Genomic DNA, 26,900 nt, shown 5'->3' on the forward strand with positions numbered 1-26,900 from the left:
GCTGCCAATAATGCGGCGTGGAATTGTGAGCAAACCAAAAATGGCGAATGGACTTGTCTAAATCAAACACCTGCTGGCAACGAGCCAGCTGCTCAGCCGCAAGTGATTAAACCTATCCCGCCCGCCCAAACCAAGCCTGCCCCGCCGGAAACAGTCGCGCAGCCGCCTGTTCCCGTCGTGCCCGCGCCCGTTCAGCAAGCGGTCAAGCCGGAGCCGGAAAAGGTTAAGGTGGTCGAAAAGGTGGTGGAAAAAGCCGTCGCAGAGCCACAAAAGTTGCGGGTTAAAGTCACTGAAAATCAAAAACCGGTGCTGGAAAAAGTCGAGCCTAAAACCGAGACAGCCAATGCCAACACCGGCAAAGTGCCTGGTTGGACTTGCAAAACCGGCGACGACAAGAGCGGTTGGAACTGTAATCTGGTGGGTGCCGATCCGAAAGGCGAGGCCCATGTCGTGGCTGAGGGCGGCGGCAGTGAAGAGTCCGGTTCGTCTTGGTTTACGCCTACCTTTGATCGCAAACAGGAGCGTAATTTTCAAACCTTACGGGCGGAGTTTGATAAAGATCCTTGGCAAAGCTGCGAAGTGTGGGGCGCTAAAAAACGTAAAATCAGAGCCACCTCCGCCGAGGTTCGCGATGCGGCAACCACCGATATCAATGCCGATTTTTCGGAAGTGTTCGACGGCGAAGTGCTTAATTTTGCCGGGAATGTCGATATGGTGCGCGCCGATCAGCATTTGATCGCCGACAAGGCCAGCTACGATACGGTTGCCGAGACGCTAGATGCACAAGGTAGCGTGTTATACAGTGAAGACCAAATGGCGTTTTCCAGCGAGACCGCCTCCTTGAGCCTGGGTAAAGACGAAGCGCGCTTGCGGAAGGCGCAATTTATCGTCGCGGAGGCGCCGTTTCGCGGTAATGCCGAGGTGGTTTATCGCGAGAGCAAAGGTTTGTCGCGTTATAACGACGCCGCTTTTACCAGTTGTGCGCCCGGCAATCAGGACTGGATCGTGCATGCGTCGCGGATGAAAATTAACCGGGACAGTGGGCAAGGTTCGGCGAAAAACGCCTGGCTGGAATTTAAAGGCGTACCAGTGCTTTACACGCCGTATATTTCTTTTCCTACCGACAATCGCCGTCTGTCGGGCCTGTTGGCGCCCACCTGGGGCAGTACGCAGCGGAACGGTTTTGACGTCTCCGTGCCGTTTTATTGGAATATTGCCCCCAACTTCGACGATATTGTCACGCCGCGTTACATGAGTAAGCGTGGCGAGCAATTACGTAATAAATTCCGCTACCTGACCGATATGTCCAGAGGTACGTTTTCTGCGGAATATATGCCCAACGATCAATTGGTCAACAAGGCCCGTTACTCTGCAAGCTGGAAAGATCAAACCAGCTTGTTACCCGGTTTAAATTCCTTGCTGGATTTGAATTATGTGTCCGACAAAACCTATTTCAATGACTTGAACAATGCTTTGGGCTTCCAAAATACCAGTTATTTGCCCAGTACCGCGTTACTGAGTTACGGCGGGTCTGTTGCCGGCACCGGTGTAGGTTTGTCGGTGGGGGCATACCATTATCAATCGGTGGATAAAACCATTCCCGATGCCGCGATGCCCTACGATATGCTGCCTCGTGTCAATTTCAACGTGGCGCGTGCGTTCGAAGGTTTGCCGGTTACGCTGGCGATGAATAACGAGTTCACCCATTTCTATCACACCGATTTGGTTAACGGCCAGCGTATTAATATTGCCCCGTCACTCAGCTTGCCATTGGAAAGTAGCGCCGGGTATTTCATCCCGAGAATCACCGGTCAATACACGCAGTATCAATTGAGCAACCAAACCTTAGCCGGCCAGCCCAGCACTATCAGTCGGACCTTGCCGATCTTCTCGGTTAGTAGCGGTATGAATTTCGAAAAAGACCTTAATTTCGGCGGTTCGCAGTATCTGCATACCTTGGAGCCGCAGGCTTTTTACCTGTATATCCCGCGCAAGGATCAAAGCAATATTCCGGTTTTCGATACCGCTTTGTACGATACCAATTTTTACAGCTTGTTCCGGGAAAACCGTTTCGCCGGTGGGGACAGGATTCAGGATGCCAATCAGGTCACGCTGGCGACTGTGTCTCGGTTTATCGATTCTAATACCGGTCTGGAGCCTTTGAAAGTCAGTCTGGGACAGATTATGTATTTCCAGGACAGAACGGTGACAATGCCTGGGCAGCCTGCCGAAACCAGTAACACGTCCAATTTCGTCGGCGAACTGAGCGGCCAATTCAGCAAACATTGGTCGTATATGACCGGTACCCAATGGGATCCGGAAGCCAACGGCTTTGCGCGCGGCCAGGTGGCATTAAAATACAACATGCAACCTAACCAGATTGTTAACCTGGGCTATCGGTACCGTCGTAATCCCTTGGATAGTTTACAAACCATTTCGCAAACCGACGTGTCGTTCCGCTTACCGTTATTCGGTGAATGGTATGGCTTCGGACGTTGGCAGTATTCTTTGAATTTCGACAAAACCACGGAAAGTTTCATTGGCGTGGAACGGGAAAACTGTTGCTGGCGCTTCCGTATTCTGGGTAGGCGCTTTATCAACGGTGCCAATACCGTCGCCTTTATCGATCCTAGCACCAAGCCGGAAACCGCGTTTTTCGTACAGTTGGAACTGAAAGGTCTGTCCAGCTTCGGCGACAATGTCGATACGTTCCTGCAAACCAACCTGAAAGGCTATCGCAAAGCCAGCTATTTTGAGTAAGCAACGCATGATAAAAAAATGGGTAGTGATTTTCTGTTTGCTGCTAAGCGCTTACATCGCTCCGGGCCAAGCCCAGGTGTTGGACCGAATAGTGGCGGTGGTGGAAGAAGATGTGATTCTGGAACGCGAACTGAATAACGAAGTTGGGGCCATCGTCAGCAAATTGCGTAGTAACAATGTAACGATGCCTCCCGAATATGTCCTGCGGAAACAGGTGTTGGAACGCATGGTAGTCGATAAGTTACAACGGCAACTGGCGGCTAAATCGGGCGTACAGGTCAGCGATGAGATGCTTAGCGCTTCAGTCGCTGATATAGCCAGCCGCAACGGCTTGTCGGTTGAAAGTTTTCGTAACGAGTTGGCCAAACAAGGCATGGAATACAAAGCTTTCGAGGATAATCTGCGCAACGAAATCATCATCAACCAGCTGCGCGGTCGGGAAATCGGTTCGCGGGTCAAGGTCACCGATGCCGAAGTGTTGCATTACATGGAAACCCAGAGCAAAGCCGGCCAGAGCAACTCCCAGTATCATTTGGGGCATATTCTGATCGCGGTGTCCGAGGCGGCTTCGGCCACCGCTATACAAAAAGCCAAGGACAAGGCTGATCAGGTGATCGCCGATTTACGCGGCGGCAAGGATTTCAAACAAGTCGCGGTGAGTGTCTCCGACGACGATAATGCCTTGAAGGGCGGCGACTTGGGTTGGCGCAGCATCGGTCAAATTCCATCCCTGTTTACGGAAGTGGTTACGACGATGAACCAGGGCGATGTTTCTGAACCGATTCGCAGCCCCAGTGGATTTCATATCATCAAAATGTTGGAAACCGAGGGTGCCGGGCAGCATATCGTTACCAAAACCAAGGTCAGGCACATTCTGATCAAGACTAATGAATTGGTGGACGACGCCGAAGCGCAGAAGCGTTTGGTGGCGCTTAGAGAACGGATTAACGATGGCGACGATTTTGCCAACTTGGCGCGCGCGCATTCCGACGACAAAGGGTCGGCGATTAACGGCGGTTCGCTGGATTGGGTGGGTCCGGGCGCATTAGTGCCGCCTTTCGAGGAAGCAATGAACAAGTTGGCGATTAACGAGATTAGTCAGCCGGTGCAAACCCAGTTCGGTTGGCACATGATCCAGGTCTTGGGTCGCGAAAATCAGGACAACAGCGAGCAATTCAAAAAAGACAAGATCCGCGAGGAAATCCGCAAGCGTAAAATCGAGGAAGAAACCGAATTATGGTTGCGGCGCTTACGCGACGAGGCTTTTGTGGAAATCGATCTGGATAGACTGTAAGGCACTATGAACGCTTTCTCTGTCGAAAGTCGTAAGGAAGATAAGTTTAAAAGGCGCTTGCAGCGCATAGTCACCGAAGAAGACCTGGCCCAGCAACGAGAGTTGATACAGCGTACCGCGGCCGAATTGGATATAGATCTATTGACTTGCGCCGCGGCCTTGGTTTATCTGGGTCAACCAAACTTGTATCCCGCACATATCCAACAACCCAAATTATTGGTCCCTCTACCGCAGCCTCACAGTCGCGGTCCGCATGCAAACGGCAAAATGGTGCGTTATCGCCTGGCCGTCGGCAACCAGCACCAAGTTAGCCGTGACGATATTCAAGCGGTATTGGTTGAAGAGTCCGGTGTTGATAAAAAGCGCATCGGCCGAATCGACATTCGCGATACCCACACGCTGGTGGAGTTACCGGACGGCATGCCGGCGGATATTTTTCAGTTATTGACCGAAGCGACTATAGGACCGCATCGCCTCAATATCAAACGCATCAAGCCGAATAAATTCAGGCAAGCGACGCGCACAATCCAAGAAGAAGAGAGCTGATAGCTCGGATAGCACTGTTTTTTCGTAGCTATTAGTTGTTGCTATACCGGTCACGCATACATTTCGGTAGATCAATCCGCAGATATTATTCCGTATCGCCATTAAAAGGGAATTATTCCTATAGGCATTGAGGGAAACGGAACTTAAAATCGTCGCCATCCGATACAAGTTTCCGATAACCAGACCTAGCTATGAAATTTACCTATACCAAATCGCTTTACGCCATCCCCATGGCTTTTATGATGAGCCAAGCCTTTGGGGCGGAGCAGACGGCTCCCGATGAACTTGCCGATGTCGAGGTGATTGAAACCACGCCATTGGACGGGGTAGGTAAAGCCAAAGACCAAATTCCCGCGCCCGTGCAAACGGCAACCGATAAGGACATCAGCAAAACCAATGCGGTAAATATTACTGACTTTATGAACCGCTCCATGGGGAGTGTGTTTGTTAACGATACCCAGGGTAACGGTTTTCAGCCGGACATCAACTATCGTGGTTTTACCGCTTCACCTTTGCTGGGTACTCCGCAAGGTATTTCGGTTTACATGGACGGTGTAAGGCTGAATCAGCCATTTGGCGATGTGGTGAGTTGGGATTTAATCCCCAAGTCCGCGATTAAGTCCATGACCATGATGCCGGGTTCCAACCCTTTATTCGGCCGTAACACCCTGGGTGGCGCGCTGTCGATGGAGACCAAGGACGGCAAAAGCAATCCCGGTACGTCAGTGCAAGGCTTGGGCGGTGCCTATGGCCGTCATGCGTTTGAGTTCGAGCACGGCGGCTCTAACAAGCAAACCGGTTTGAATTGGTTTTTAACCGGTAATTATTTCGGTGAAGACGGCTGGCGGCAAAGCTCGCCGACAACGGTTCGACAAATTTTTGGCAAGGCCGGTTGGGAAGGCGAGCGTACCGATATTAAATTTACCACGGCTTTTAACGACAATGGTCTGTACGGCAACGGCTTGCAGGATTTCAGGTTGTTAAATCAGGATTACACCAGTGTCTATACCAAACCTGATATTACCGAAAACCGTTCGCTGTTTTTGAATCTGGAAGGCAAGCATCAGTTGAATAACACTGTCGTGCTGGCTGGTAACGCCTACTATAGAAATATTAAAACCGGAACGTATAACGGCGATATTAACGAAGGCTCGTTGGACCAGTCGGTTTATACACTGTCCGCAGCCGACCGCGCAGCGTTGACCAGTGCCGGCATCCCATTTCCAGCATCCGCGACAAACAACGCAACCTCGTTTACCTCTTTTCCGTATCTACGCTGCGTCGCTCAGGCGCTGCAAAACGATGAGCCTGGCGAAAAATGTAACGGCCTGATCAACCGCACGACTACGCAGCAGGAAAACTGGGGTGCATCCGGACAGGCTATTGTTTCAAACAAGCTTTTTGGCAGAGACAATCAGTTTTTATTCGGCGGCGCGTATGATCAAAGCGTAATGGGCTTTCGTCAATCCACGCAATTGGGTTATCTCAATTCAGACCGTAGCGTCACAGGTTTGCCGAATTATGCCGATGGGGTGACGGGAGGCGATGTTGATGGTGTGCCGTTTGACAATAGAGTGTCGCTGAACGGCGATACGATAACCTGGAGTTTCTTCACGGAAGATACATTTGAATTGGCTAAAAATCTGCATTTGACTGCTTCCGGCCGTTACAACTACACCTCGCTGAGCAATAAAGATCAAATTACTGCTAGCGGCAGCGAATCGTTGACCGGCAAACATGCGTTTGATCGTTTCAATCCTGCGGTCGGTTTGACGTATAACCCGATCAAAGAAATTGGCTTTTACGCCGGTTACAACGAAGGTAGCCGTGCACCGACCAGCATTGAGCTGGGCTGTGCCAATCCTGATCAACCTTGTAAACTGCCGAACGCGATGGCCGGTGATCCCCCGCTCAAGCAGGTTATTACCGAAAACTGGGAAGCAGGTTTTCGTGGTCAGTTGCCTGGCAAAGTGGATTGGAACTTGGGCTATTTCCATATCGAAAACAATAACGACATCATGTTTGTCGCTGATGACCAGGCGGGCTTTGGCTATTTTAAAAACTTTGGCAAAACACGGCGCCAAGGCATAGAAGTTGGCCTGGATCGAGAAGTGGAAGAATGGAGTGTGGGGGCTAACTATACCTATCTGGATGCGACCTATCAGTCCAATGAAACCGTTAACGGTCAGGGCAATAGCACCGGCAGTCTGGGCGCGGGAGTGGACGGCAGCACCATCGACATTCGCCCGGGCAATCGCATACCGTTAACCCCGCAGCACATGTTCAAAACCTATGTCGATTACCAAATCACTAAAGATTGGGGGACGAATCTAAATATCATGGGTTTTTCGGAGTCGTTTGTGCGCGGCAACGAGAACAATGCGCATCAAGCCAATGGCCGTACGGCTTTAGGTTCGGGTGTGGTGCCTGGCTACGTGGTGGTCAACTACGGCGTGCGGTTTACCCCGAGCTTTGTACGTGGACTGCATATCTTCGGCCAAGTGAACAACATTTTGGATGAGCAATATTCCACCGGAGGTCAGTTAGGGCCGGCGGGATTAGATGCCAACGGTAACTTCACCGCTCGGACATTGGGTGCCAATCAACCCGTACCGCAAACTACTTTTTATTCGCCCGGTGCGCCGCGTACTTGGTGGTTGGGCTTGCGTTATTCCTTTTAAACACTATTCGTAGCCTAGACGGCATTCCAAGGCGGCAGCCGGAATCGTACTCGAGACGATTCCGGCTTTTCTAGGTGCCTTCAGTCAACGGGAGGTCTGCGTCGAATTTTGGGAAGGAGCCGACCGCCAGTACTCGGTATCGGTGCGGCAAATTGCGGTCGATACACAATATTTAAGTCATCCGGTTAAGCGGACGCGGTAAAATGTGCAGTCACGCCGTTTTTCGGCAAGCCCTGTTAATTGCCATAGCGACTATGACTATTCAATATATCAACCGCCCGGATCAACTCGATAGCCTTTGCCAACTGATTAGCCAGGAGCCATGGATAGCCCTGGATACCGAATTCCTTCGCGAAAAAACCTATTACCCCAAGTTTTGTTTGCTGCAAATAGCCGCACCGGGCTGGGTGGCTTGTGTTGATCCCTTGGCGATAGCCGATTTAACCCCGTTGTTAGAGGCGATTTACAATCCCAATATTGTCAAAGTGTTGCATTCCTGCCGGCAAGATCTGGAAATTTTTTACCAGATTACCGGCAAAATTCCCGGCCCGATTTTTGATACGCAGATTGCCGCGCCGCTGCTGGGTTTTCAGGAAAATCCCGGCTACGCGATGCTGGTATCCAGCTTCCTGAACGTCAATCTCAGCAAAGCGCATACCCGTACCGATTGGTCGGAACGGCCCTTGAGTCAGGATCAAATCCAGTATGCCGCCGACGATGTGATTTACCTCTGCAAGATTTACAAAATCATGTGCGATCAGCTGGATAAACTGGGGCGCTCAAACTGGTTGGAGAGCGATTTTGCCTTGTTGAACGATCCGGAGTTGTACCAACTGTCGCCGGAAAATGCCTGGTTGAAGATTCGCGGCAAAAACAAGCTGACCGGCAAGCAATTGTCCATCATGCAAAGTCTCACCGAATGGCGCGAACGTACCGCTCAGCAAGAAAACAAACCCCGCAGTTGGCTGTTGCAGGACGATTTGCTGCTGGAACTGGGCAAATTACAACCCGTGACCTTGGCCGATTTAGCCAAAATCCGCAACATCAATGACCGCACTGTTAATCGCTACGGCAAAACGATTTGCGAATTGATCGATAGCGCCAAACAACGTGCACCCAAACCCCTGGCTGAAAAAGATCAAGCCGGCAAGAAAACTCAGCAGCATGAAGCGATAGTGGATGTGCTCAGCGCGGTGGTTAGGATCCGTGCTGAGGAAAACTCACTGAATCCCATTATTTTGGCTACCCGCAAGGATCTGGAACAATTATTGTCCGGCGATGAGGATTGCTTGTTGTTGCACGGCTGGCGTTACAACATGGCTGGCCGGGAGTTGCAGGGCCTATTGCGCGGTGACTTGACCTTGAGTTTGCAGCCGGATGGCGTGGTGATTAGTGCTGTTTAGTATGCAGCGGCCTGTCATACCTCAGCGATACTGCTGATTTATCAACCCGGCTACAAAATCTTGGTGGCCGGCATTTCCGTATAAGCCCGCGTCTCGATTAACAGCCATTGCGCTGTCGCCTGTGCGGCAGCGAGTGCGATAACAAAGATAACTGCATCGGTGGCGGGGCGCGGGAGAGTCCGCTATGCTGATTTACCGAATTGTTCTTCAAACAATGCCGCCGGCAGCGGTTTGGCAAACAGATAACCCTGACCGTAATCGCAGCCGATAGCGGCCAGCAAATCACGTTGCTGCTCGGTTTCCACACCTTCCGCGATAACTTTTAAGCCCAATTTATGCGCCATCACGATGATGGCTTCGCAGAGCACGAAGTCGTTCGAATCCTGCGATAAATTGCGGACGAACGACTGGTCTATCTTCAAATAATCGATGTCGAATTTTTTCAGATAGGACAATGCGGAATAGCCGGTGCCGAAGTCGTCTATCGCTACTTGCATGCCGGCGTCGCGGAAAGCCATCAAATGATTATGTACAGAAAGATTGGCGTCCAGCAGCAAGCCTTCAGTAATTTCTACCACAATACTTTGGCCCGACAATCCCAGTCGATGCAAATAATTGAACCAGTCTTCAGGGGCATGCTCGGCGCTTTGAAATTGCACCGGGGATTTGTTGACGCTGATTTGAAATTCGGGATGGATAGTGGCTCGCCAAGTTTGCACTTGTCGTGCCGCGGTTTCGAATACCCAATCACCGATTTCTCTGATTAAACCGGTTTCTTCCGCCAGCGGTATAAATTCCGCCGGGCTAATCAAGCCACGCTTTGGATGATGCCAGCGTAGCAAGGCTTCCGCTTTACGCACTTCGCCGTTCAGCAAGTCGACGATAGGTTGATAGCACAGCAAAAATTGCGCGTTGGCCAGCGCGGTACGTAAGTCGCCTAGCATCGCGGCGCGGGCTTCCAGCGCGTCCTGTAAGGCTTGGGTAAAGAAGCGGTAGTTGTTTCGGCCCTGGTTTTTGGCGGCGTACATGGCCTGATCCGCATTTTTTTGTAACTGGCTTAAATCGGTGCTGTCGTTTGGATAAAACGTGATGCCGATACTCGCAGAGACATAAGCTAGTTCGCCGTCCAAGCTAAACGGCGCACTGAGTTTTTGCAGTAGGTTTTTAGCTATCGGTTCGGAGACTTCGATGCAGTCCAGCTCGCTCAAGATAATCGTGAATTCGTCGCCGCCCAAGCGCGCCACGGTATCGGACTCCCGCACGCAGGTCTGCAAGCGCCGCGCGGTTTCCTTCAGTAATTTGTCGCCCATGTCGTGGCCCAGCGTATCGTTGATTTCCTTGAAGCGGTCCAGGTCGATAAACAACAGTGCAAACAATTGTCCCATGCGGTGGGCTTTTTTGATTTCCTGTTCCAGCCGGTCGCGGAACATGCGCCGATTAGGCAGACCGGTGAGCGGATCGAAGTTCGCTTGCCGCCAGATTTGTTCCTCGGATTGTTTACGCTGAGTGATGTCGGAAAACAGGGCGACCCGGCGTTGCGGCTTGCCTTCCGCATTGTAAATGGTGTTGATTGCCAGTTCTTCGACGAACAGGCGGCCGTCTTTAGACCGATTTTTTATTTCTCCGCGCCAAGCGCCGGTAGTATCCAGCGCGTCCCATAGTTCTCGGTAAAACGCCGCATCATGCTCGCCGGAACTGAGAATATGCGGTTTTTTGCCGACAACGTCTTCCGCCGTATAGCCGGTCATCGTCGTAAATGCGGGGTTGACGCTGAGGATGGTATTATCACTGTCCACCACTATCATCGCTTCGCTGCTGTTGTGGTAAACCAGAGCCGCCAATCTCAGGTTTTCCTCGATTTTGCGCAACTCGCTGATATCGCGGGCAAAACCCACTGTACCCAGCAACTGGCCTTGCTCATCCATTACCGGCGCTTTATAGGTCTCGAACCATTTACGTACGCCGCGATCGACAATTTCTTCTTCGACTATCAACTTATCCCTTAAGGCCAACACGCGCCGGTCATCGGCGAGATAACTTTCGGCCAGTTCCGGGGGGGCGATGTCGAAATCGTTTTTGCCGACCAAGGCTTCCGGATTATCGGCGGCAAATACGTTGGCGAATTCCTGGTTGACCGCCAGCAATCTACTTTCAGTATCTTTCAGCCAAATCGCATGTGGAATGTTATCCAGCAATGCGCGCTGATAATATTCTTTCTGTTGTAATGCTTGCTCCGCGCGATGTTGATTGCTGACATCGCGAAAACTCCATACGCGGCCGACAATAATATCGGCGATACTTTGCGGCTTGGAATAGCGTTCAAAAATCCGGCCATCGCTGAATTCGATCAGGTCGTAACTTTCTTGATCCGGGTGATTGTAGAGCTCCTGGACTTTGTCGAAAAACTCGCCCGGATTTTTTAACTGCTTGATGGCTAAATGCAAAAGTGTTGTATCGTCTTTATCTTCTCCAACCGCAGTGTTGGGCAACTGCCAAAGTTCAAAAAAACGCTGGTTGTAAGTAACGATTTGGCGTTGGAGGCTGACGACCAGAATACCGTCAGCCGTGGCTTCCAAGGTAGCCCTTAGCAAGGAAACCGATTGGGCTAATGCGTCTTCTCGGGCTTTATTCTCGCTAATGTCTTCGTAGCTGCCCAAAACCCCGATAATTTCATGATCGGAGTTGCGTAAGGGTATTTTCGATGTGCGCAGCCAAATGGTATTGCCGTCAGGGGTGGTTTGCGGCTCTTCATAAGCCAGTTTGCCCTCACCCGATATGATGACCTGGCGATCATCCGCTTGGTAATTTGCGGCTTGATCTCGCCAATTCAGTTGATTGTCGTCCTTCCCGATTAAATCCTTTGAGCTATGTTGTCCGGCGTCGCCGGCAAATAGCGCGTTGCACCCCAAATAGCGAGAATCCAGGTCTTTCCAGAACACTCGGATCGGCAAGGTTTCCAGGATGGTTTGCAACAATAAATTGGATTCGGTCAGCGCTTTTTCGGATTTTAGTTGCTCGGTAATATCGAACAAAATGGCCAGGTTATCTCCGACATACGATTCGCCCAAGGATACCGAGCCCGCGAGCACAGTACGCCGCTCGCCGTGTTTGCAATGAATTTCCGCTTGGATGGTTTCGAAACTTTGTATGCGACGGGATTTATCAGTCAACTCCTGCCAGGTTTCCATAATGGTCCGGCGGTAGACAGGGTCCGGATAGGCTTTGGGCCACCATTCGTCTAGCGATTTAATATCGTCCAGCGTGTAACCGAAAGCTTTGTTGAAAGCCGGATTTAGCAATGTGAAATTGCCTTTGGCGTCGTAAATGGCCTGGGGCACTGGGGAGTAGTCGATTATTGCCTTCAAACGCCGTTCGCTATCTGCCAGTCCTGTGGTAATCAATTGCTGTTTGTGTAGGGTTAGTGCCAAAGTCGTGCCGGTCCAGGACAGTACCAATATATAAAACCATAGGTTCAGCAACTCGCTTTTCTCAAAATCGTCGCCGAAAAAGCCCAGATGATGTGCGGCTCCGAATAGCGCTTGGATGGTAATCAAGCCGGCAATCAGTGTCACGCCATGACGATTGAAACGGAGGGCGGCCCAAATGGCAAACAGAAACATCCAGTAACCGCGGGCGATTTTTCCAAAGACAGGCTGGAAAGCTTCGAGAAATACTACTTGGCCGGCGAACAAGGTCAGAATGATCAGCAGCAATGCTTCCAGGCCACGTTTTTCAGCAAGCCATTGCTTTGGCCAATTCCGCCAAACCAATAATATCGGCGTGGCCGTGACAATGCCGAAAGCATCCGCCATCCACCAATGTAAAATCGATTGCGGGATAGCCGCTAGTGGTATGAAACCAGCCTGATGTAAAGCCAAAGGGCCAATACCTGCACTGATCAAAGAGCAAGCGGCGCCGGTCAGGGTTAGCCAGATAAAGTGGCCTGGCTCGGTTAAGTCTAAAGAAAAACGCTGTTGGTTTTTTAGCAGGTAGGCGGCTGTCGCCGATTCCAGTGTGTTGCCGGTTGCAATGGCAAAAGACAGTGGGAACGAGTCGTCTACCATCAAGCCGGCGGCAAAAGCACCCAGAAATATGCCTGGCCAATAGCGAAGGCCTTTCAGCAATAAAGCGGCCAATCCCAATCCGCCGGAAAACCACACCAAGGTGACATTGCCGGTTTCCGAGAAATAGGTGAGTACAATTTTAGCCAATAGGCAATAAAGCCCGGCCAAGCCGAGTATCGCCGGAAAGTCTAGCCAGCGGTAATTGGGAAATGCCATGAATCGCTTCACATCTGGTGTTTGGCTAAAGTTGCGGCAGTAAACCCGCCGCTAGCAAGCTTTCGTAGGCTTTATAAGCCGCAATTGCCGATAAAATCAGGAAAAACACGCCGCTGGCTTTATGCAGCAAGGACAAGGGGATTTTTTGCAATACGGTACGCCCGGCCAGCACGCCGAGTCCTGAAGTAAAGGCCAGTGCCAGCGTCGAGCCCAACCAAACCGCAATCGGTTGCGCGGTACTGCTGAACGCTACGACGGCCAGTTGGGTTTTATCGCCAAATTCGGCGACGGTAATCAATAAAAAGGTCGTAAAAAAAATACCGTGGCCGCTTTTCTCGGCGATTTCCTCGTCGTCATTTTCTTCGTCGTGGTTGAGTAAGGCATGCAGACCGAATGCGGAAAAGAGCAGGGCGACGGTGGCCGCGACCAGATATTCCGGTAACCATTTCGCAATCGCCGCACCAAAAACCACCGCCAAGGTGTTGAGCAGCGCGAACGCGGCGATAGCCCCCCACAGCACTGGAGCCGGTCTGTGCTTGGACGCTAAGGTCATGCATACCAATTGGCTTTTATCGCCGATTTCAGCAGCCGCGATCAGCGCAAAGCTGGTGCCGCCGGTCGCCAGTAATTCCGCAAGGTTTAATGCGCTTATTTGGGTGATGAATGCTGCTAAGTATTCCATTCGGCACTGAGGCGTTTGATCGGAAGATAAAACACCCAAAAGGCTACTGCCTTTTGGGTGGCGCACTTGGTTTAGGCAGTTTTTATGTCAGTATTTTGTCCAAGATCATCATGATGATGAAACCGGCCATTAATGAAAATGTAGCGATGCGCGAGCGGCCTTTGGAGTGCGTCTCCGGGATGATTTCTTCGCTGATGACAAACAACATCGCACCGGCCGCAAACCCCATCGCAATCGGCAGTACCGATGAAAACACCGTGACCATGGTAATGCCTAGCAGGCCGCCCACCGGTTCCACCAAGCCTGTCAACGTGGCGATGGCGACGGCTTTCCATTTGTTGTAACCCAAGCCCACCAAGGGCAGTGCTACCGCCAGACCTTCCGGCAAGTTTTGTAAGGCAATCGCAATAGACAATACCAAGCCGTTTTTCATATCGCCGGAGCCAAAGCTGACGCCGACCGACATGCCTTCCGGGAAGTTATGGATGGTGATGGCGATGATGAATAAGGAGATTTTTTGCAGCGAATCCAAGGAATGATCGCTGACCGAATCAAAATGCAGATGCGGCAAACGGCTGTCGGCAAAATGCAGGAACAGCGCACCGATCAGCATGCCGGCCGACACGATCCATAAACCTTTGCCGGGCCAGATTTGCTCGCCGTAGTCCAGGCCGGGCACCAACAAAGAAAACGCGGTGGCCGCCAACATCACGCCAGCCGCGGCACCCAGCAAACTATTGAATAATCGGTCGGATATGTTTTTAAAGAACAGGGCAGGTAAGGCGCCGATGCCGGTCGCCAATCCCGCCAGCACGCTGGCCAGAAAGCCGATGACCACCACTTTGTCAAAAATAAGGTACAGACTGCCGAATACCAAAAGCTGGGAGAGCAAAAACAAACCGATAAATACACCCCAACGTTGCATCAGCGGCAAGGTCATTACATGCAGGTATTGGGGATGGGCTTGCAGGCGAAGATAGTAGTCTTCGAGCGTTTTTTGAATATTCAGCATATTTTTACCTTTATTGTTCTTGTGGCTAAAGCTGGGATTATACTGAATTCATTCGAATTGCCGATTTTTACCCACAATGTTTGCGGGGAGTTTCTCGGTCATCGGTAGCTAACACTAAAGATGTAAGACGGGAATCCGCTGTTGTTCACCTGCGGCGCATGGGTTTTATAAAAAGGCTCAGGTTGTATCCTAGGCCGGTTTCGATTTACAGTGCCGGTTTTGGCGGCCATGATGTGGCTTGATCCGGTATTTAGGCGTTTTTCAGGAGTTCGACAGAATGAAGGTTTTGCAAGGTTTTACAGCAGTCAGTGTTCTTGCGGTGATCAGCGCTTGCGCACCCGTTCAACAGCAGGTTTCAGATCAGACTTTTGCTCTGGGCGGGTCGCAGGCCGGCTATGGTTCTGGTGCTGTGGGTGCCGTCGCCGGGGCAATGGGGCAGACTAGCCAATTGGGATTGATCGATATATTGGTCGGGCAATTGGGAATCAGTCCGCAGCAAGCGCTCGGCGGTGTCGGGTCAATTTTTTCCGTGGCGCAGCAACGCATGAATCCCGGTGACTTCTCGCAGTTGAGCAATGCCGTGCCGGGTATGGACCGCTATTTGTCCTCGGTGCCACAACAGGTTTCCGCTGCCAGTTCACAATCTTTGCTGGGCGCTGCGGGCGGATTAATGGGCGGGCAACTCGGCAGTCTGGCGAATTTGGCCGGATCGTTTCAATCTTTGGGCATGAATCCGTCCATGGTCAGCCAGTTTGTGCCGGTGGTTTTACAGTATGTGCAAAACCAAAGCGGCGCCGGCGCTATGAGTTTGCTTCAGCACGCTTTATATTAAGTTTCGCACCAACTTTTCCGGCTTGAGTCCGGCTAAATTGGTGTCGACCTCAGCGTAATTTTTACAACGACAGACTAAAAAATCATGGAAATATTATTGATCGGCGCAGTTTTGATGATCTTCGCCATTTTGCTATCCGCATGGCTGATGACTTTTGCGAAATGGTTTCCGATAAAAGGCATAGACGGCGAATTTTTGAAGGACTACAAAACCTTGATCAGAGCCCACGTGGATTTTGCATTGATGGCACTGTTTTGCCTAGGTTTTTACGGCGCGAAAGTGCCGTTGCCGGTGACGGCTTGTTGGTTGGTGGTGATCGGCGGCCTGACCAATCCCGGCGTGTTTGTGGTTGCGGCATTCGATCCCGACTTTTGGTCCAAGCCGATCTGGCGGATTTATTCGGCTTTGAGTTTTGTGGTAACCACGCTGGGCTTTGGCTGGATCGGCATCACCTTGCTGCAATATGCCCTGTAAATCGGCTGGCGATGGAACCGACTGTTAAAAAACCGGCCCAAGGCTTTACACTTCTTTGTTTTATTTTCAGGTTAAAAAATGACTGCTGCCTTACCCATACATGATTACGCCTTGCTTGATGATGCCGAATGCGATGCCCGCATCGTTGCCGCCAAAGCCAAACTCGGCAAACGCTGTATCGTGCTTGGACATCATTACCAGCGCGATGAGGTCTTCAAACACGCCGATATCTTCGGCGACTCTTTGAAATTATCCCGGGAAGCCGCGCAATCTGAGGCCGAATACATCGTGTTTTGCGGCGTGCATTTCATGGCGGAAGTCGCGGATATTTTGTCGCGGCCGGAGCAAATCGCGATCTTGCCGGATTTGGCGGCCGGATGCTCGATGGCCGACATGGCCAATAAAGTCAAAGTTCAGCAATGTTGGGATGAACTGGCAAAAATCATCGACGTGGAAAACACGGTGACGCCAGTCACTTACATCAACTCGGCCGCTGATCTAAAAGCCTTTTGTGGGCAACACGACGGCATCGTTTGCACCTCTTCAAACGCACAGAAAATTCTGAATTGGAGTTTTGCGAAGCGCGAAAAAGTATTGTTCTTTCCGGATCAGCATTTAGGACGCAACACCGGCTACCGGATGGGCATCCCGTTGGAGCAAATGGTGACCTGGGATTTCAATAAACCGCAAGGCGGTTTGACCGAGCAGCAAATCCGCGACGCCAAGATTATTCTTTGGAAAGGCTATTGTTCCGTGCATCAAGCGTTTCAACCGGAGCAGATTGACGCGTTCAAGGCAAAACACCCGGAAACCATTGTCATTTCCCATCCGGAAGCCTGCTTCGAAGTCTGTGAAAAATCCGATTTCATCGGTTCAACCGAGATGATTTTAAAAATCGTCCGCGAAGCCGAAGCCAATACCCGCTGGCTGGTGGCGACCGAGCTGAATCTGGTCAACCGCTTGAACCAGGAATGCAAAGCCCAAGGCAAAAGCGTGCATTTCATGGCGCCCACTTTAAGCATGTGCTCAACGATGTTCCGTACCGACCCGCAACATCTGTGTTGGGTGCTGGAAAATCTGGCGGCCGGGCATGTGGTTAATCAGGTCTCTGTGCCTGCCGAGCAGGCGGCGTTGGCGAAAAAGACTTTGGATAATATGCTTTTGGCATCGTAACGCCTTCTAAGCGCATGCCCGCTTTGAGTTATAGCGTTGCTTACCGGCTTGAGTCTCTTTTGACATGTTCCAGCGGTTCAGCGTGGTCTTTCTGGCAACGAATGGTGAAACATCCGGGCTTTATTCACGTATGGGCGGGTGCAATATAGCCGCTGGGTTTCCGCCTTCGCGGGAGCGGCGATATTTGAGGGCCGGGCTAATAATCTGAATGCAGTGCCGGCTGTAACAGAATTTTTCTGACGCCGGCTTGCGCGGCGTGCGCGAATGCGGCCAGTCCGCCGCTAAGTGGGTATTGGCCGTCTATCATAGTTGCCACGGGCAGTTTGCCCTCGGCCAACAGCGTTAGGGCGTCTGCAAACGGCCCGCAACGCGAACCGATGATGTTGATTTCGTAAACCACCACTTTGCTTAAATCCAGAGCCGCGCTGGCCGCGAAGGTGCTTTTTAGTACCAAGGTGCCGCGTGGTTTGACGATACGCAAGGCCTGGGCAAAGCCGGCAGCTTGACCGCTGGCGTCTACGACGCAGTCGAAATTGTTGTCCGGAATCTCGGCAATTAGGTCGGTAGTTAGCTGCCATTGTTCGGGCAACGCCAAGGAGCTTACTGAACGGCCCACCACCGTGACCTGGTAGCCGGCCAGACTCAACACTTTGGCGATCAATAAACCCAATCTGCCGGGGCCGACGACGGCGACGCCCGTGACGGGGACTGCGGCAATTTGTTTGACGACGCGTAATGCGGCGGCCAAGGGTTCGGTAAATACGGCGGCTTGATCCGGCACTGCGTCGGGAACGGCGTACAAGTTGGCAACCGGCAAGCTGAAGTAATCGGCAAATACCCCGTCTTTGCCGCGTATTCCCAGCACTTTGCGATTGAGGCAATGCTCGGGGCCGTCGCGTCGGCACACCTCGCAGGCGTTGCAGCCGATATTGATGGAGCCAACCACGCGCCGATTCAGCCAGTTTCGGTGTTCATCGTCGGCAACGGCTTTTACTGTGCCGACAAATTCATGACCGAGGATGCCGGAAAAATCTGCATAGCCCTTTACCAACTCCAGGTCGGTGGCACAGATACCGGCCAAACTCAATTCAATCAAAGCATCGCCGGCAGCCAATTTGGGTACCGAAATATCGTTGCGGTAGGATAATGATTTGTCTAATCTCAATGCTTGCATGGGTATGGTCAAGGAGCCTTGCAGAATTAACTTTTTACCAAACATTCGGGCCAAGATATACCTTTAGCGTTTTTCAAGTATTTTTCAGGTGGTTTGCGATGAGCTATTTACCGACGACAATTTCCGCGGCAGCATTTCAGCATTTTCTTTCCACGCCATTGGATGCCTTGCTTGCCGGACATCAGGCTGAAAATTCGCAGCAAAAAATGCTGGCTTTATTCCAGCGTTGTGCGGCAGAGGTTCCCGCTTATCGGCAGTTTTTACAAGCCAAGCAAATCGATCCCAAACAGATTAACGCTTACCCGGATTTTCAAAATCTACCGTTAATCAACAAGGCCAACTACATGCATGCCTATCCGCTGCCGGAGCGTTGTTTCGGCGGCAGTCTGAGCGGGGCGGACCGGGTAGCGGTGTCGTCCGGTTCCACCGGCGTGCCGACGTTTTGGCCACGTTCGGCGGCATATGAACTGGATGTGGCGGTGCGTTTCGAGCAAGTGTTCAAGGACAGTTTTCAGGCCGATCAACGGACTACGCTGGCGGTGGTGTGTTTTGCGCTGGGCAATTGGGTGGGCGGATTGTTTACCACGTCTTGCTGCTGGCATTTGGCGGGCAAAGGCTATCCGTTGCTGGTGGCAACGCCGGGCAATAACAAAGCCGAGATTTTTCGGGTGGTGCGTGAATTAGCGCCGCACTTCGAGCAGACCGTGTTATTAGGCTATCCGCCGTTTGTAAAGGATGTGATCGATGCCGGCGCCGCCGAAGGCATAGACTGGGCCCAATTCAAGCCCAAACTGGTATTTGCTGGCGAGGTATTTAGCGAAGAATGGCGCAGTTTGCTGTCCGAACGTATTGGTTCGGAGTCGGTTTGTTTCGATTCGGCATCTTTGTACGGTACCGCAGACGGCGGCGTATTGGGTAACGAAACGCCGCTCAGCATCGCCATTCGCCGTTGGTTAGCGCAACGGCCGGAAGCGGCGCGAAGTTTGTTTGGCGAGTCGCGGTTGCCGACCCTGGTGCAATACGACCCGCATAGCCGTTTCTTCGAAGTACACGAGGGGACTTTGGTGGTCTCCGGCGAGAACAGTGTGCCTTTGCTGCGCTATCACATCGCCGATAAGGGTGGGGTGTTGAGCTACGCGCAAATCTGGGATTTTTTGCGGCAGCACGGCATGCAGTCAGTCGAGGATTTAGGTTTGGACAGTGGGTTTCAAGCTCGTAACCTGCCGTTTGTGTATGTGTTTGGCCGCGCGGATTTTACCGTGTCGTATTACGGCGCCAATATCTATCCGGAAAACGTTACTGTGGGGCTGGAGCAGCCGGAGATCATGGCTTGGGTGACCGGTAAATTTGTCCTGCAAACTCAGGAAAACGCGGAAGGCGATAAATATCTGCATATCGCCGTGGAATTATTGCCGGGCGTGGTGCCCGAACCGGCAATGGCGCCGATGATAGCGGCCTCCATCCGTACTCAATTGTTGCGGCTGAACAGCGAGTTTGCCAATTACACGCCAGCCGAGAAACAACTGCCGCAAATCAGCTTACATAGTTTTGCAGATACGGAATATTTTCCCGCCGGGGTGAAACATCGTTATACCCGACGCTAAATGAACTAAGCGAAGACTCGGTTTGAATTAACCGGCATGGGGCGAGAGGTGCATTAAATTGCCAAGCACCTGCACGCCCCAAAAGATTCCGAAACCCTAGATTGTTACCTTGCTACCATCGAATTTAGTAAAGGTATAGCCATCGAAAGGTTCGTTGTAGGTGTAACGCTGGTCTCTAAGCAGGCTGATCGCCAGTGCTTCGCCTAAGCTATGCGAAGCGGAAATGTCCGCGCGAATATGGAAATTGTTAAAGTTGCGGCCAAAACCAATGTTGTTGACCAGTTTGTTCAACTCTCCGCCCACGGTCAATTTTTCAGAGCCGGTGTAAGGTCTGAGTTTGCTTGGATCGTTAGGGTCCACCTCCACCGGATTCGGTATGACATAGCTTTCGTCAAAGAACGCTTTCAACAGCGTGATAGGTGTTGCTGCGCTGATGGTCGCGCCGCTGGGATAACCCGGATGGGTGGGGGCGCCTACATTGCTGGCGCTGTTCAGTAAATAGCTACCGTATTGCTTGTAAATACGTGCCACGGCTTCCGAATTTAGAATATCGGGATGGATAGGGTAATTGGCGCCGTTGGCCAGAATTTTGTGAACCAAACCGCCGTAATCTTCCGGTCTCAAGCGGCGATTGACGTACCAGTTTTGATAGTAAGACACCCGGTTGGTATAAGCGCCAGCCAGTGCCAGCAAGCCTTGGATAAACGCGGTGCTGAAAGACGAAGCCGTTGATTCCTGGGTTTTGGAATTGACATAAGGATTGGCCGGATTCAATGGTGCACCGACACCGCCTAGCAACGGATTGCTGGCATTGGGTGCGGAGGTAAGTATTTGCAATACGTGCAAGTAAGTAGGACCGCTGCCGCGCGCCAATGTCGCCAAATCGCGGCCATTGATGATATGCCGGCGACCGGCTTCCAAGGTAATGGTGCGGCCTATGCTTTTGCCGTTGCGTAGTGCCAGCCATTCTTCATACGTGGCGCCAAATGTCTCGCCGGCTTTTTGAATCGGACGGGTTTGCGCTTGGCTGGCGATGGTGCCCCAGGCCGGGATAGGACGCAGTAAAAACTGCGAAATATAAGGGCCATCCAGGGTGCCGTCGGGCACGATATATTTGCCTTTTTTGCCGGACGGATCAGCATGGTAATCGACATAGGACGCGGTGCTGCGGAACAAGGTTTCCGGGGTGACCTTGCCATTGATTTTGGGACCGTTGAAGGCTTTCAGGCTATTCAACTCGGTTACCGCCGCCAGCACCAGCTCGTTATTGGTGTCGTCGCGATATTCGCTGAACGGCACATCACGCAACAGCGCTTGCCAATAAACTTCGATGTGATCTGCGGCCAGTTCGGCGCTGTCGAGCGGCGCTGCTTCCGGAATGGCCAACTGGCTATTGGTGATGCCTTCAAGACTAACCGATAAAGGGCCCTGGATACCGGCTAATTTAGTAGTGCCGCCCAGTTTGATTTTTTCAAAATCTTCATGTTTGCCGGTTTTTAGCGCTTTTAAAAATGATTCGTAGGAATCGGGTAGCACATGGCCGTTTGCATCGTGTTGCAAACCTTTCGTGGAAATGGCGATTTTGTTCGGATAGCGTAGTTCGTCGCCATTATTGGGTTGTGGCGGAATATCGATCTTGTATTCGGCTTCGGCGGATTTTAGGCGGGCCTTAAAGGCTTTTTTCCGTAAATCCTTGCTATGCAGGGTATCGAAAACATCGCGCTGATATTTTCTTGAGAAGTCTTGGCCGAGCGATTCGGGGATTGCGTCGTCATCGTCAAAATGACCCCGGCCGACAGCCGCTTGAACCGATGCCGGTAAGGTTGGCGCCAACACACCTACGGCGGAAATCACGGCAGCCCGACCGATAAACGAGCGCCGGCTGATTGTGCTTGCTCCTGCATCCGAGGTTTCGGCGGCACTCTGGCCGTCGTCCGATGGGGATACGTTGGATATAGCGGTTTGTGCGGGAAACGATTTGGTTGACATAGGATTTTGCTCCGTAAAATCTTTTAATGTGGCATGCAATTAAAGTGTCCTGAGAGTCGAGGTTTTTTGAGCCTCAATATAGTTATGTCAATTTCCATGCCAGCTAGAAACTGGCGAATCTTATGGCTTGGCGCCGGTCAATATGTTGCGGATAGAGCATCTATTGGTGTATCGCTGTTGCTTACGTAATACCCTGCAAATGTAAGCGCTTAAGTTTTGGAAGATAAAGTCTTCGTTTAGGGTTCCGTATTTCCGTCTTGCTGGTCTCGAATTGAGTCGCTAAGACACAAGAAAACGGCCATGTTTATTTCCTTATGTTTCATAAGGATTGGACTATAATTAGATACACATCACAAAAATAGTCGGAGCAGGGAACTGGCGATCAAGCCGCAAGCAGCCGGCATACGCTTACGAGGGAACGTTCTGTTGTAAAGGAGATTGAACATGTCTGTTCCATATCCATCAGCCGACGGCGGTATTTCGGTAGAACTCGGCAAGGGTCCTGCTCTGCCAGACTCCGGTTCCGGAAAAATCGACTTATTTCCCATCATCAATCAAGACTTCCAGAAAATTAAAACTCTGAAGGACTTGGCGCTACGTCATATAACGCTGGAACAGTTCCCGGTCGTCAACGCCTGGCGTGAGAAGCTGTTCGCGCCGGAAGGCACGCCGGAGATTTGCGACGAGTTGCCGCGCTTGCTGACCGAATTCTTACGCAGGCCCGAGAGTCAGGCCTTACCGCCTTACACCCGGCGCGCCCAAGCGCTGCGCCACATCTTCGTCAACAAAACCGCAATCGTGCATGCAGAAGACTTACTGCCCGGCCAAACCACCACCAGCTTCGTCGGTCCGGTGGTCTACGCCGACACCATAGGTTATTGCATCTGGCCGGAATTAAAAACCGTCACGACCCGCACCCAAAATCCGTTCAAGATTCGCCCGGAAGTGGCTGACCGCCTGAATCGGGAGATTTTTCCATTCTGGCTGGAACAAAAACCGGTGCAGGAATTAGCTCGGTATAGCAATTACGATAGCGCCGACTATGAAAACCGGGATAGGGTTGGCGGTGATTACCCGCCGTCCATTGATCCGCCGTTAAGTAAAAAAGCCGGAGAAACCCCGAAAGCTCAGGAACTCATGGAGCGGGTGGCGTTCTTCCTATCCGACAAAGCCACATGCGTTTCGCATACGGTGCCGGATTTTGAGCGGGTTTTGAAATATGGCTTCGATGGTTTGATTGAGCGGGCTCGGCAAGACATCGCCAAAGGCGTAGCGGCTACGCCGCAGCAGGTAGAGTTTCTGCAAGGCGTAATCGAGGTTTACGAAGGTGCCAAAATTTACGCGCAGCATCTGGCCGAGGCCGCTGATAAAGCCGGCAATCTGCCGCTGGCTGCAATTTGCCGGAAGATTCCGGCCCAGCCCGCCGAAACCTTGCACGAAGCGCTGGCGGTTGTCTGGATTTGCTATCACCTGTTGCTAAATGAAAACACCAATTTCGGTTTTTCCATCGGCCGCCTGGATCAAATACTTAACCCCTTCTATCTGGCCGATTGGCAAAAACTGGATAGCGCGCAAGCGCAGGACGATTACATCCGGTATGCCGTGGAGCTCGTCAGTCATTTCTTTCTGCATTGTTCTGATCATGTGCCGCTGTCCACGTCCGGCTCTGAGACCCTGTTTGCCGGCAGCGGCTCCAATCAAGCGTTGACCGTGGGCGGCACCCGTTACGAAAACGGCCAAGTCGTCGATGCGGTCAACGATATGACCTACATCATCCTCAAGGCTACCGAGATTTTGTCGATCCGCGACCCTAACGTGCATGCCCGCTATCATCGGGATGTGCATCACAGCGACGCCCAAGGTAATCCGCTGCCAACCGAGGTGATGGACCCGTATTTAAGACGCATTTGCCAGGTGAATATCCTGACCCGAGCCACGCCGGCTCTGCATGGCGATGCGGCGGTGGTGCCGGCCATGGCCAATTACTATGCGGCGCACGCCGGCATTAGTGCAGAAGAAGCCTTGGCGGATGCCTACGATTACACTTCTATCGGCTGCATCGAAGAGAACGCCGCGCATAAACATTACGGCAATACCGGCTCGACCTTGATGGTGCTGCCGGCGGTGTTGGAGCTGGCTTTGTACGGCGGCAAACACCGCAGCGACGGCGTGGCGCCGAAATCGGCTAACCTGTTTTACGGCGACGAGCGTTACACCACTCAGCCTTTGATTGAAATCGATAGCATGCAAGCGTTTATCGAAGCCTTTAAATTTCAATTGAACGAAATGGCCCGCCATGTCGTGCAATGCAATAATTACTTTGGCCGTTTCTACGAACAATCCCGGCAGTCGCCGTTCTTGTCCGGGTTGTTCACCGGTCCTACCAATACGCCGGACAGCAAAGGCGCCAGTTTTCGCGATGTATCCGCCGGCGGCGCCAAATACAATTCGGCGGGGATTGCGGTGATCGGTTTGGCCGATGTGATCGACTCGTTTTGCGTGCTGGACACCCTGGTGTTTGGCGGCAAAATGTCTGCCGGGGAATTGTTGGCGGCGATGCAGGCCGATTTCGATGAAAACAGCCTGCAGCCAAAAAGCGCCTGGGCGGCATTTCTGGCGCGGGTGCAAAACTGGTTGCATCCAGAAGATGCGCCGCTCAGCTTGCCGAATCTAAGCAAAGATCGTTTAAAACAAATCAAGGAAATGGTCCGCTTGGCCCCCAAATACGGTGCCGGCGTCGATCAAACTCCCGGCGGTATTTACAACAACGCCACCGCGGTTAAATACACGCATTTGCTGACGGAAATGTTGCAGGAGGTGTTTGCGCAATACCGGACTCATCGCGGCGGGCGTTATCTGCCCGGGTACTGGAGCATGACCAATCATGCCGGCTTCGGCATGCTCACCAAGGCCACACCCAATGGCCGGCGTAGCGGCGAATCGTTTGCCAGCGGCATCACGCCGTGCCCGGGCGTTGTGAAAGCCAACGGCGAGCCGGTTAATTTGCTGGATCATATGCTGTCGGTCACTGCCGTGAATGCTAATACGGTACAGAACGGCTACACCTACAACCTCAGCCTAACCACTCGCGATCGCGGCCATTTCGCAGAAGATACCGAATTGTTCTCGCGCTATATGAAGGCCTTTGCCGACCAAAACGGCGTGCTGGTACAAATGTGCGTGTCCTCCATCAACGATCTGGTGGCGGCCGACCGCGCCGCCACGGCGGCCGGGCAAGCGGGCGCCGGCGAGGCCGAGCACAAAGCCCTGGAGCCGTTCAAGGATCTGATGATACGCGTGGCGGGTTATTCGGCGTACTTTGTTACGCTCAGCCCGCAAATGCGTAAAGAGATCATTCAAAGAGCCAACTTTGGCTTGGATACCGGCGCCGAGCAACATACGCTCAACGCAATTTAATAGGAGAACTGTCATGCATGCCGGATTTCCCTGTTTATTACCGAATTTACAAAAAACCTTGAAGTTGGGCGCCAAGGCCGCGACCCAGGCCGGCGATCTGCCGGCAGTGTTGGATAAGGCCCAAGGTCGTTTACTGGCCGGCGGTATGGCTGTCGCGCTGCGGCTGGGGTTTGGCTATTTATTGCGCGATTGCCATCTGGATGCTGGACAAGCTGCCAAGGCTCATGCGTTTTTCGAGGAAAATTTCGTGATTCTCGATCCCGCCGCGCCGGCCGGTCGCCGTTATTATCAAGGCAAATTTCTGATCCGCACCAGCCGGCGCGGCGACGATATGAATGTGTTGCTGAGGTTTTGCCCCGATCCCGATGCGCTGTATATCAAGACCCCATTCGGACAGGCGCTGAACTCGCTGGCGCTGGTCGATACGCAAGTGCTGACTGAAAATCAAGCTGACCAAATTGAGAATGACCCCAGCCAGGTCGATCTGGTCGTGCGCTTCAAGGACGTGCAATCCATTATCGGCCTGTTGGGCCGTTCCGGTGTCGATATCGTCGGTTTGCTGCTGGAGAATCTGGTGCAGCTGACCGGCCATGTCGGCCATCTTTTCAAACTGGGCGCTATCGCCACGGATATTCAGTTGTCCCTGGACCTTCCCAAAGCGGCCTGAACATGGAGCAGGAAGATGGACAGCAAAGCCTACATCTTCGATATCAAACGCAATACCAGCGAGGACGGGCCGGGCATCCGCACCACAGTGTTTTTCAAGGGTTGTCCGCTGAGTTGCAGTTGGTGTCAAAATCCCGAAGGGCTAGCTCCGGGGCCATCCCTGTCTTTTCGCCCCGAGCTCTGTGATCCGGACGACTGCGATAGACTTTGTATCAAGGTCTGTAAAACCAAAGCCTTAACCCTGCAAGACCAGCTGCTGCGGCTTGATCGAGAGCGCTGCGATCAGTGCGGGCGCTGCGCGACGGTGTGCTCTCGGCATGCCTTGGAGCTGGTTGGTCAATGGCTGAGCGTGGACGAGCTGTTTTACCGGGTGGCAATAGACAAGCCCTTTTTTGATGCTACCGGCGGCGGCGTTACGGCGTCCGGTGGCGAATGCACCATGCAGATGAATTTTCTGCACGAGTTTTTTAAAAAACTCAAAGCCGTCGGCATTCGAACCGCCATCGAAACCAACGGCATGTTCAACTTTGGCCGATTCGAACGCTTGTTGTTGCCGTGGCTGGATTTAATTTATTTCGATCTAAAGTTAATAGACGAAGCCGACAGCATCCGCCATACCGGCCATTCCAATCAACCGATTTTGGACAATCTGCTACGCCTGACCGAGGGCGCCAGTGTGCCGGTGCGGGTGAGGATTCCGCTGATTCCCGATATTACCGCGACCGATGCTAACCTGAGCGGCATCGCTCAATTCTTGCGGGCGCACGGCATCACACAGATCAGTGCTTTACCGTATAACCCGTTGTGGCAGGACAAACTGCAACGTTTCGGTATCGAGGCCGGCTACCGGCGCGCCACCTTCATGAATGATGCAGAGATCAAACACTGTCTCGATTGTCTGCACACATCCTGA

The 26,900-nt window shown here is 52.2% G+C and carries 17 protein-coding genes; 12 read left to right on the forward strand and 5 right to left on the reverse strand.

What is annotated here, in order from left to right; all coding sequences use genetic code 11:
* The first annotated feature begins 102 nt into the window (after nucleotides 1-102).
* The 5 genes from G006_RS0121645 to rnd all read left to right on the forward strand — a co-directional run bounded on the left by G006_RS0121645 (nucleotide 103) and on the right by rnd (nucleotide 8,684).
* The gene (locus tag G006_RS0121645; RefSeq protein ID WP_235048896.1) at nucleotides 103-2,760 is read left to right on the forward strand and encodes an LPS-assembly protein LptD; all 2,658 of its coding nucleotides are present in this window, start codon (nucleotides 103-105) and stop codon (nucleotides 2,758-2,760) included.
* A gap of 7 nt (nucleotides 2,761-2,767) precedes the next feature.
* Nucleotides 2,768-4,054: a peptidylprolyl isomerase gene (locus tag G006_RS0121650; RefSeq protein ID WP_020485316.1), complete on the forward strand. Its 1,287-nt coding sequence runs from the start codon at nucleotides 2,768-2,770 to the stop codon at nucleotides 4,052-4,054.
* Nucleotides 4,055-4,060: 6 nt separating this feature from the next.
* A complete protein-coding gene (locus G006_RS0121655) occupies nucleotides 4,061-4,600 on the forward strand; it encodes a DbpA RNA binding domain-containing protein (RefSeq protein WP_020485317.1) in 540 nt (179 codons plus the stop codon).
* A 191-nt stretch (nucleotides 4,601-4,791) separates the two neighbouring features.
* Nucleotides 4,792-7,281: a TonB-dependent receptor gene (locus G006_RS0121660; RefSeq protein ID WP_020485318.1), complete on the forward strand. Its 2,490-nt coding sequence runs from the start codon at nucleotides 4,792-4,794 to the stop codon at nucleotides 7,279-7,281.
* Nucleotides 7,282-7,535: 254 nt separating this feature from the next.
* On the forward strand, nucleotides 7,536-8,684 hold the full coding sequence (gene rnd, locus G006_RS0121665; protein WP_033194401.1) for a ribonuclease D: 1,149 nt from the start codon (nucleotides 7,536-7,538) through the stop codon (nucleotides 8,682-8,684).
* A 182-nt stretch (nucleotides 8,685-8,866) separates the two neighbouring features.
* Here the strand turns inward: rnd and G006_RS0121670 are convergent, their stop codons facing one another.
* The 3 genes from G006_RS0121670 to G006_RS0121680 all read right to left on the reverse strand — a co-directional run bounded on the left by G006_RS0121670 (nucleotide 8,867) and on the right by G006_RS0121680 (nucleotide 14,658).
* Nucleotides 8,867-12,964 (reverse strand): bifunctional diguanylate cyclase/phosphodiesterase, encoded by a 4,098-nt coding sequence (locus G006_RS0121670; RefSeq protein ID WP_020485320.1) that lies wholly within the window; start codon nucleotides 12,962-12,964, stop codon nucleotides 8,867-8,869.
* 25 nt (nucleotides 12,965-12,989) lie between these two features.
* A complete protein-coding gene (locus tag G006_RS0121675) occupies nucleotides 12,990-13,646 on the reverse strand; it encodes a TMEM165/GDT1 family protein (RefSeq protein WP_020485321.1) in 657 nt (218 codons plus the stop codon).
* 82 nt (nucleotides 13,647-13,728) lie between these two features.
* Entirely contained in the window at nucleotides 13,729-14,658 is a 930-nt protein-coding gene (locus G006_RS0121680; protein ID WP_020485322.1) for a ZIP family metal transporter, read from the reverse strand.
* 277 nt (nucleotides 14,659-14,935) lie between these two features.
* Here G006_RS0121680 and G006_RS0121685 point away from each other — a divergent pair, with 277 nt between their 5' ends.
* From G006_RS0121685 to nadA, 3 genes are all read left to right on the forward strand, one after another.
* Nucleotides 14,936-15,490 (forward strand): DUF2780 domain-containing protein, encoded by a 555-nt coding sequence (locus G006_RS0121685; protein ID WP_020485323.1) that lies wholly within the window; start codon nucleotides 14,936-14,938, stop codon nucleotides 15,488-15,490.
* 84 nt (nucleotides 15,491-15,574) lie between these two features.
* On the forward strand, nucleotides 15,575-15,964 hold the full coding sequence (locus G006_RS0121690) for a hypothetical protein (RefSeq protein WP_020485324.1): 390 nt from the start codon (nucleotides 15,575-15,577) through the stop codon (nucleotides 15,962-15,964).
* A gap of 78 nt (nucleotides 15,965-16,042) precedes the next feature.
* Nucleotides 16,043-17,137 carry a quinolinate synthase NadA gene (gene nadA / locus G006_RS0121695; RefSeq protein WP_020485325.1) on the forward strand — a complete coding sequence of 365 codons (1,095 nt, stop codon included), beginning with the start codon at nucleotides 16,043-16,045 and terminating at the stop codon, nucleotides 17,135-17,137.
* Between the two features lie 196 nt (nucleotides 17,138-17,333).
* Here the strand turns inward: nadA and G006_RS0121700 are convergent, their stop codons facing one another.
* Nucleotides 17,334-18,356 (reverse strand): alcohol dehydrogenase catalytic domain-containing protein, encoded by a 1,023-nt coding sequence (locus tag G006_RS0121700; protein ID WP_020485326.1) that lies wholly within the window; start codon nucleotides 18,354-18,356, stop codon nucleotides 17,334-17,336.
* 53 nt (nucleotides 18,357-18,409) lie between these two features.
* Between G006_RS0121700 and G006_RS0121705 the strand changes: the two genes are divergently transcribed.
* Nucleotides 18,410-19,915, forward strand: a complete 1,506-nt coding sequence (locus tag G006_RS0121705) for a phenylacetate--CoA ligase family protein (RefSeq protein WP_020485327.1) — start codon at nucleotides 18,410-18,412, stop codon at nucleotides 19,913-19,915.
* A gap of 96 nt (nucleotides 19,916-20,011) precedes the next feature.
* Here the strand turns inward: G006_RS0121705 and G006_RS0121710 are convergent, their stop codons facing one another.
* On the reverse strand, nucleotides 20,012-21,904 hold the full coding sequence (locus G006_RS0121710) for a hypothetical protein (protein WP_020485328.1): 1,893 nt from the start codon (nucleotides 21,902-21,904) through the stop codon (nucleotides 20,012-20,014).
* 444 nt (nucleotides 21,905-22,348) lie between these two features.
* On the opposite strand from G006_RS0121710, the gene G006_RS0121715 reads away from it, so the two are divergent.
* From G006_RS0121715 to G006_RS26205, 3 genes are read left to right on the forward strand one after another with little or no spacing between them, the layout of a single operon-like run.
* On the forward strand, nucleotides 22,349-25,321 hold the full coding sequence (locus G006_RS0121715; protein WP_020485329.1) for a pyruvate formate lyase family protein: 2,973 nt from the start codon (nucleotides 22,349-22,351) through the stop codon (nucleotides 25,319-25,321).
* Nucleotides 25,322-25,334: 13 nt separating this feature from the next.
* Entirely contained in the window at nucleotides 25,335-25,988 is a 654-nt protein-coding gene (locus tag G006_RS0121720; protein ID WP_020485330.1) for a hypothetical protein, read from the forward strand.
* Nucleotides 25,989-26,003: 15 nt separating this feature from the next.
* Nucleotides 26,004-26,900: a glycyl-radical enzyme activating protein gene (locus G006_RS26205; RefSeq protein ID WP_020485331.1), complete on the forward strand. Its 897-nt coding sequence runs from the start codon at nucleotides 26,004-26,006 to the stop codon at nucleotides 26,898-26,900.

The organism is Methylomonas sp. MK1 (assembly GCF_000365425.1).
GTDB lineage: Bacteria > Pseudomonadota > Gammaproteobacteria > Methylococcales > Methylomonadaceae > Methylomonas.

Excerpts from the sequence above, each read along its gene's own strand:
- G006_RS0121650 (WP_020485316.1), top strand. The coding sequence starts at position 2,768 with ATGATAAAAAAATGGGTAGTGATTTTCTGTTTGCTGCTAAGCGCTTAC.
- G006_RS0121655 (WP_020485317.1), top strand. The coding sequence starts at position 4,061 with ATGAACGCTTTCTCTGTCGAAAGTCGTAAGGAAGATAAGTTTAAAAGG.
- G006_RS0121660 (WP_020485318.1), top strand. The coding sequence starts at position 4,792 with ATGAAATTTACCTATACCAAATCGCTTTACGCCATCCCCATGGCTTTT.
- rnd (WP_033194401.1), top strand. The coding sequence starts at position 7,536 with ATGACTATTCAATATATCAACCGCCCGGATCAACTCGATAGCCTTTGC.
- G006_RS0121670 (WP_020485320.1), bottom strand. The coding sequence starts at position 12,964 with ATGGCATTTCCCAATTACCGCTGGCTAGACTTTCCGGCGATACTCGGC.
- G006_RS0121675 (WP_020485321.1), bottom strand. The coding sequence starts at position 13,646 with ATGGAATACTTAGCAGCATTCATCACCCAAATAAGCGCATTAAACCTT.
- G006_RS0121680 (WP_020485322.1), bottom strand. The coding sequence starts at position 14,658 with ATGCTGAATATTCAAAAAACGCTCGAAGACTACTATCTTCGCCTGCAA.
- G006_RS0121685 (WP_020485323.1), top strand. The coding sequence starts at position 14,936 with ATGAAGGTTTTGCAAGGTTTTACAGCAGTCAGTGTTCTTGCGGTGATC.
- G006_RS0121690 (WP_020485324.1), top strand. The coding sequence starts at position 15,575 with ATGGAAATATTATTGATCGGCGCAGTTTTGATGATCTTCGCCATTTTG.
- nadA (WP_020485325.1), top strand. The coding sequence starts at position 16,043 with ATGACTGCTGCCTTACCCATACATGATTACGCCTTGCTTGATGATGCC.
- G006_RS0121700 (WP_020485326.1), bottom strand. The coding sequence starts at position 18,356 with ATGTTTGGTAAAAAGTTAATTCTGCAAGGCTCCTTGACCATACCCATG.
- G006_RS0121705 (WP_020485327.1), top strand. The coding sequence starts at position 18,410 with ATGAGCTATTTACCGACGACAATTTCCGCGGCAGCATTTCAGCATTTT.
- G006_RS0121710 (WP_020485328.1), bottom strand. The coding sequence starts at position 21,904 with ATGTCAACCAAATCGTTTCCCGCACAAACCGCTATATCCAACGTATCC.
- G006_RS0121715 (WP_020485329.1), top strand. The coding sequence starts at position 22,349 with ATGTCTGTTCCATATCCATCAGCCGACGGCGGTATTTCGGTAGAACTC.
- G006_RS0121720 (WP_020485330.1), top strand. The coding sequence starts at position 25,335 with ATGCATGCCGGATTTCCCTGTTTATTACCGAATTTACAAAAAACCTTG.
- G006_RS26205 (WP_020485331.1), top strand. The coding sequence starts at position 26,004 with ATGGACAGCAAAGCCTACATCTTCGATATCAAACGCAATACCAGCGAG.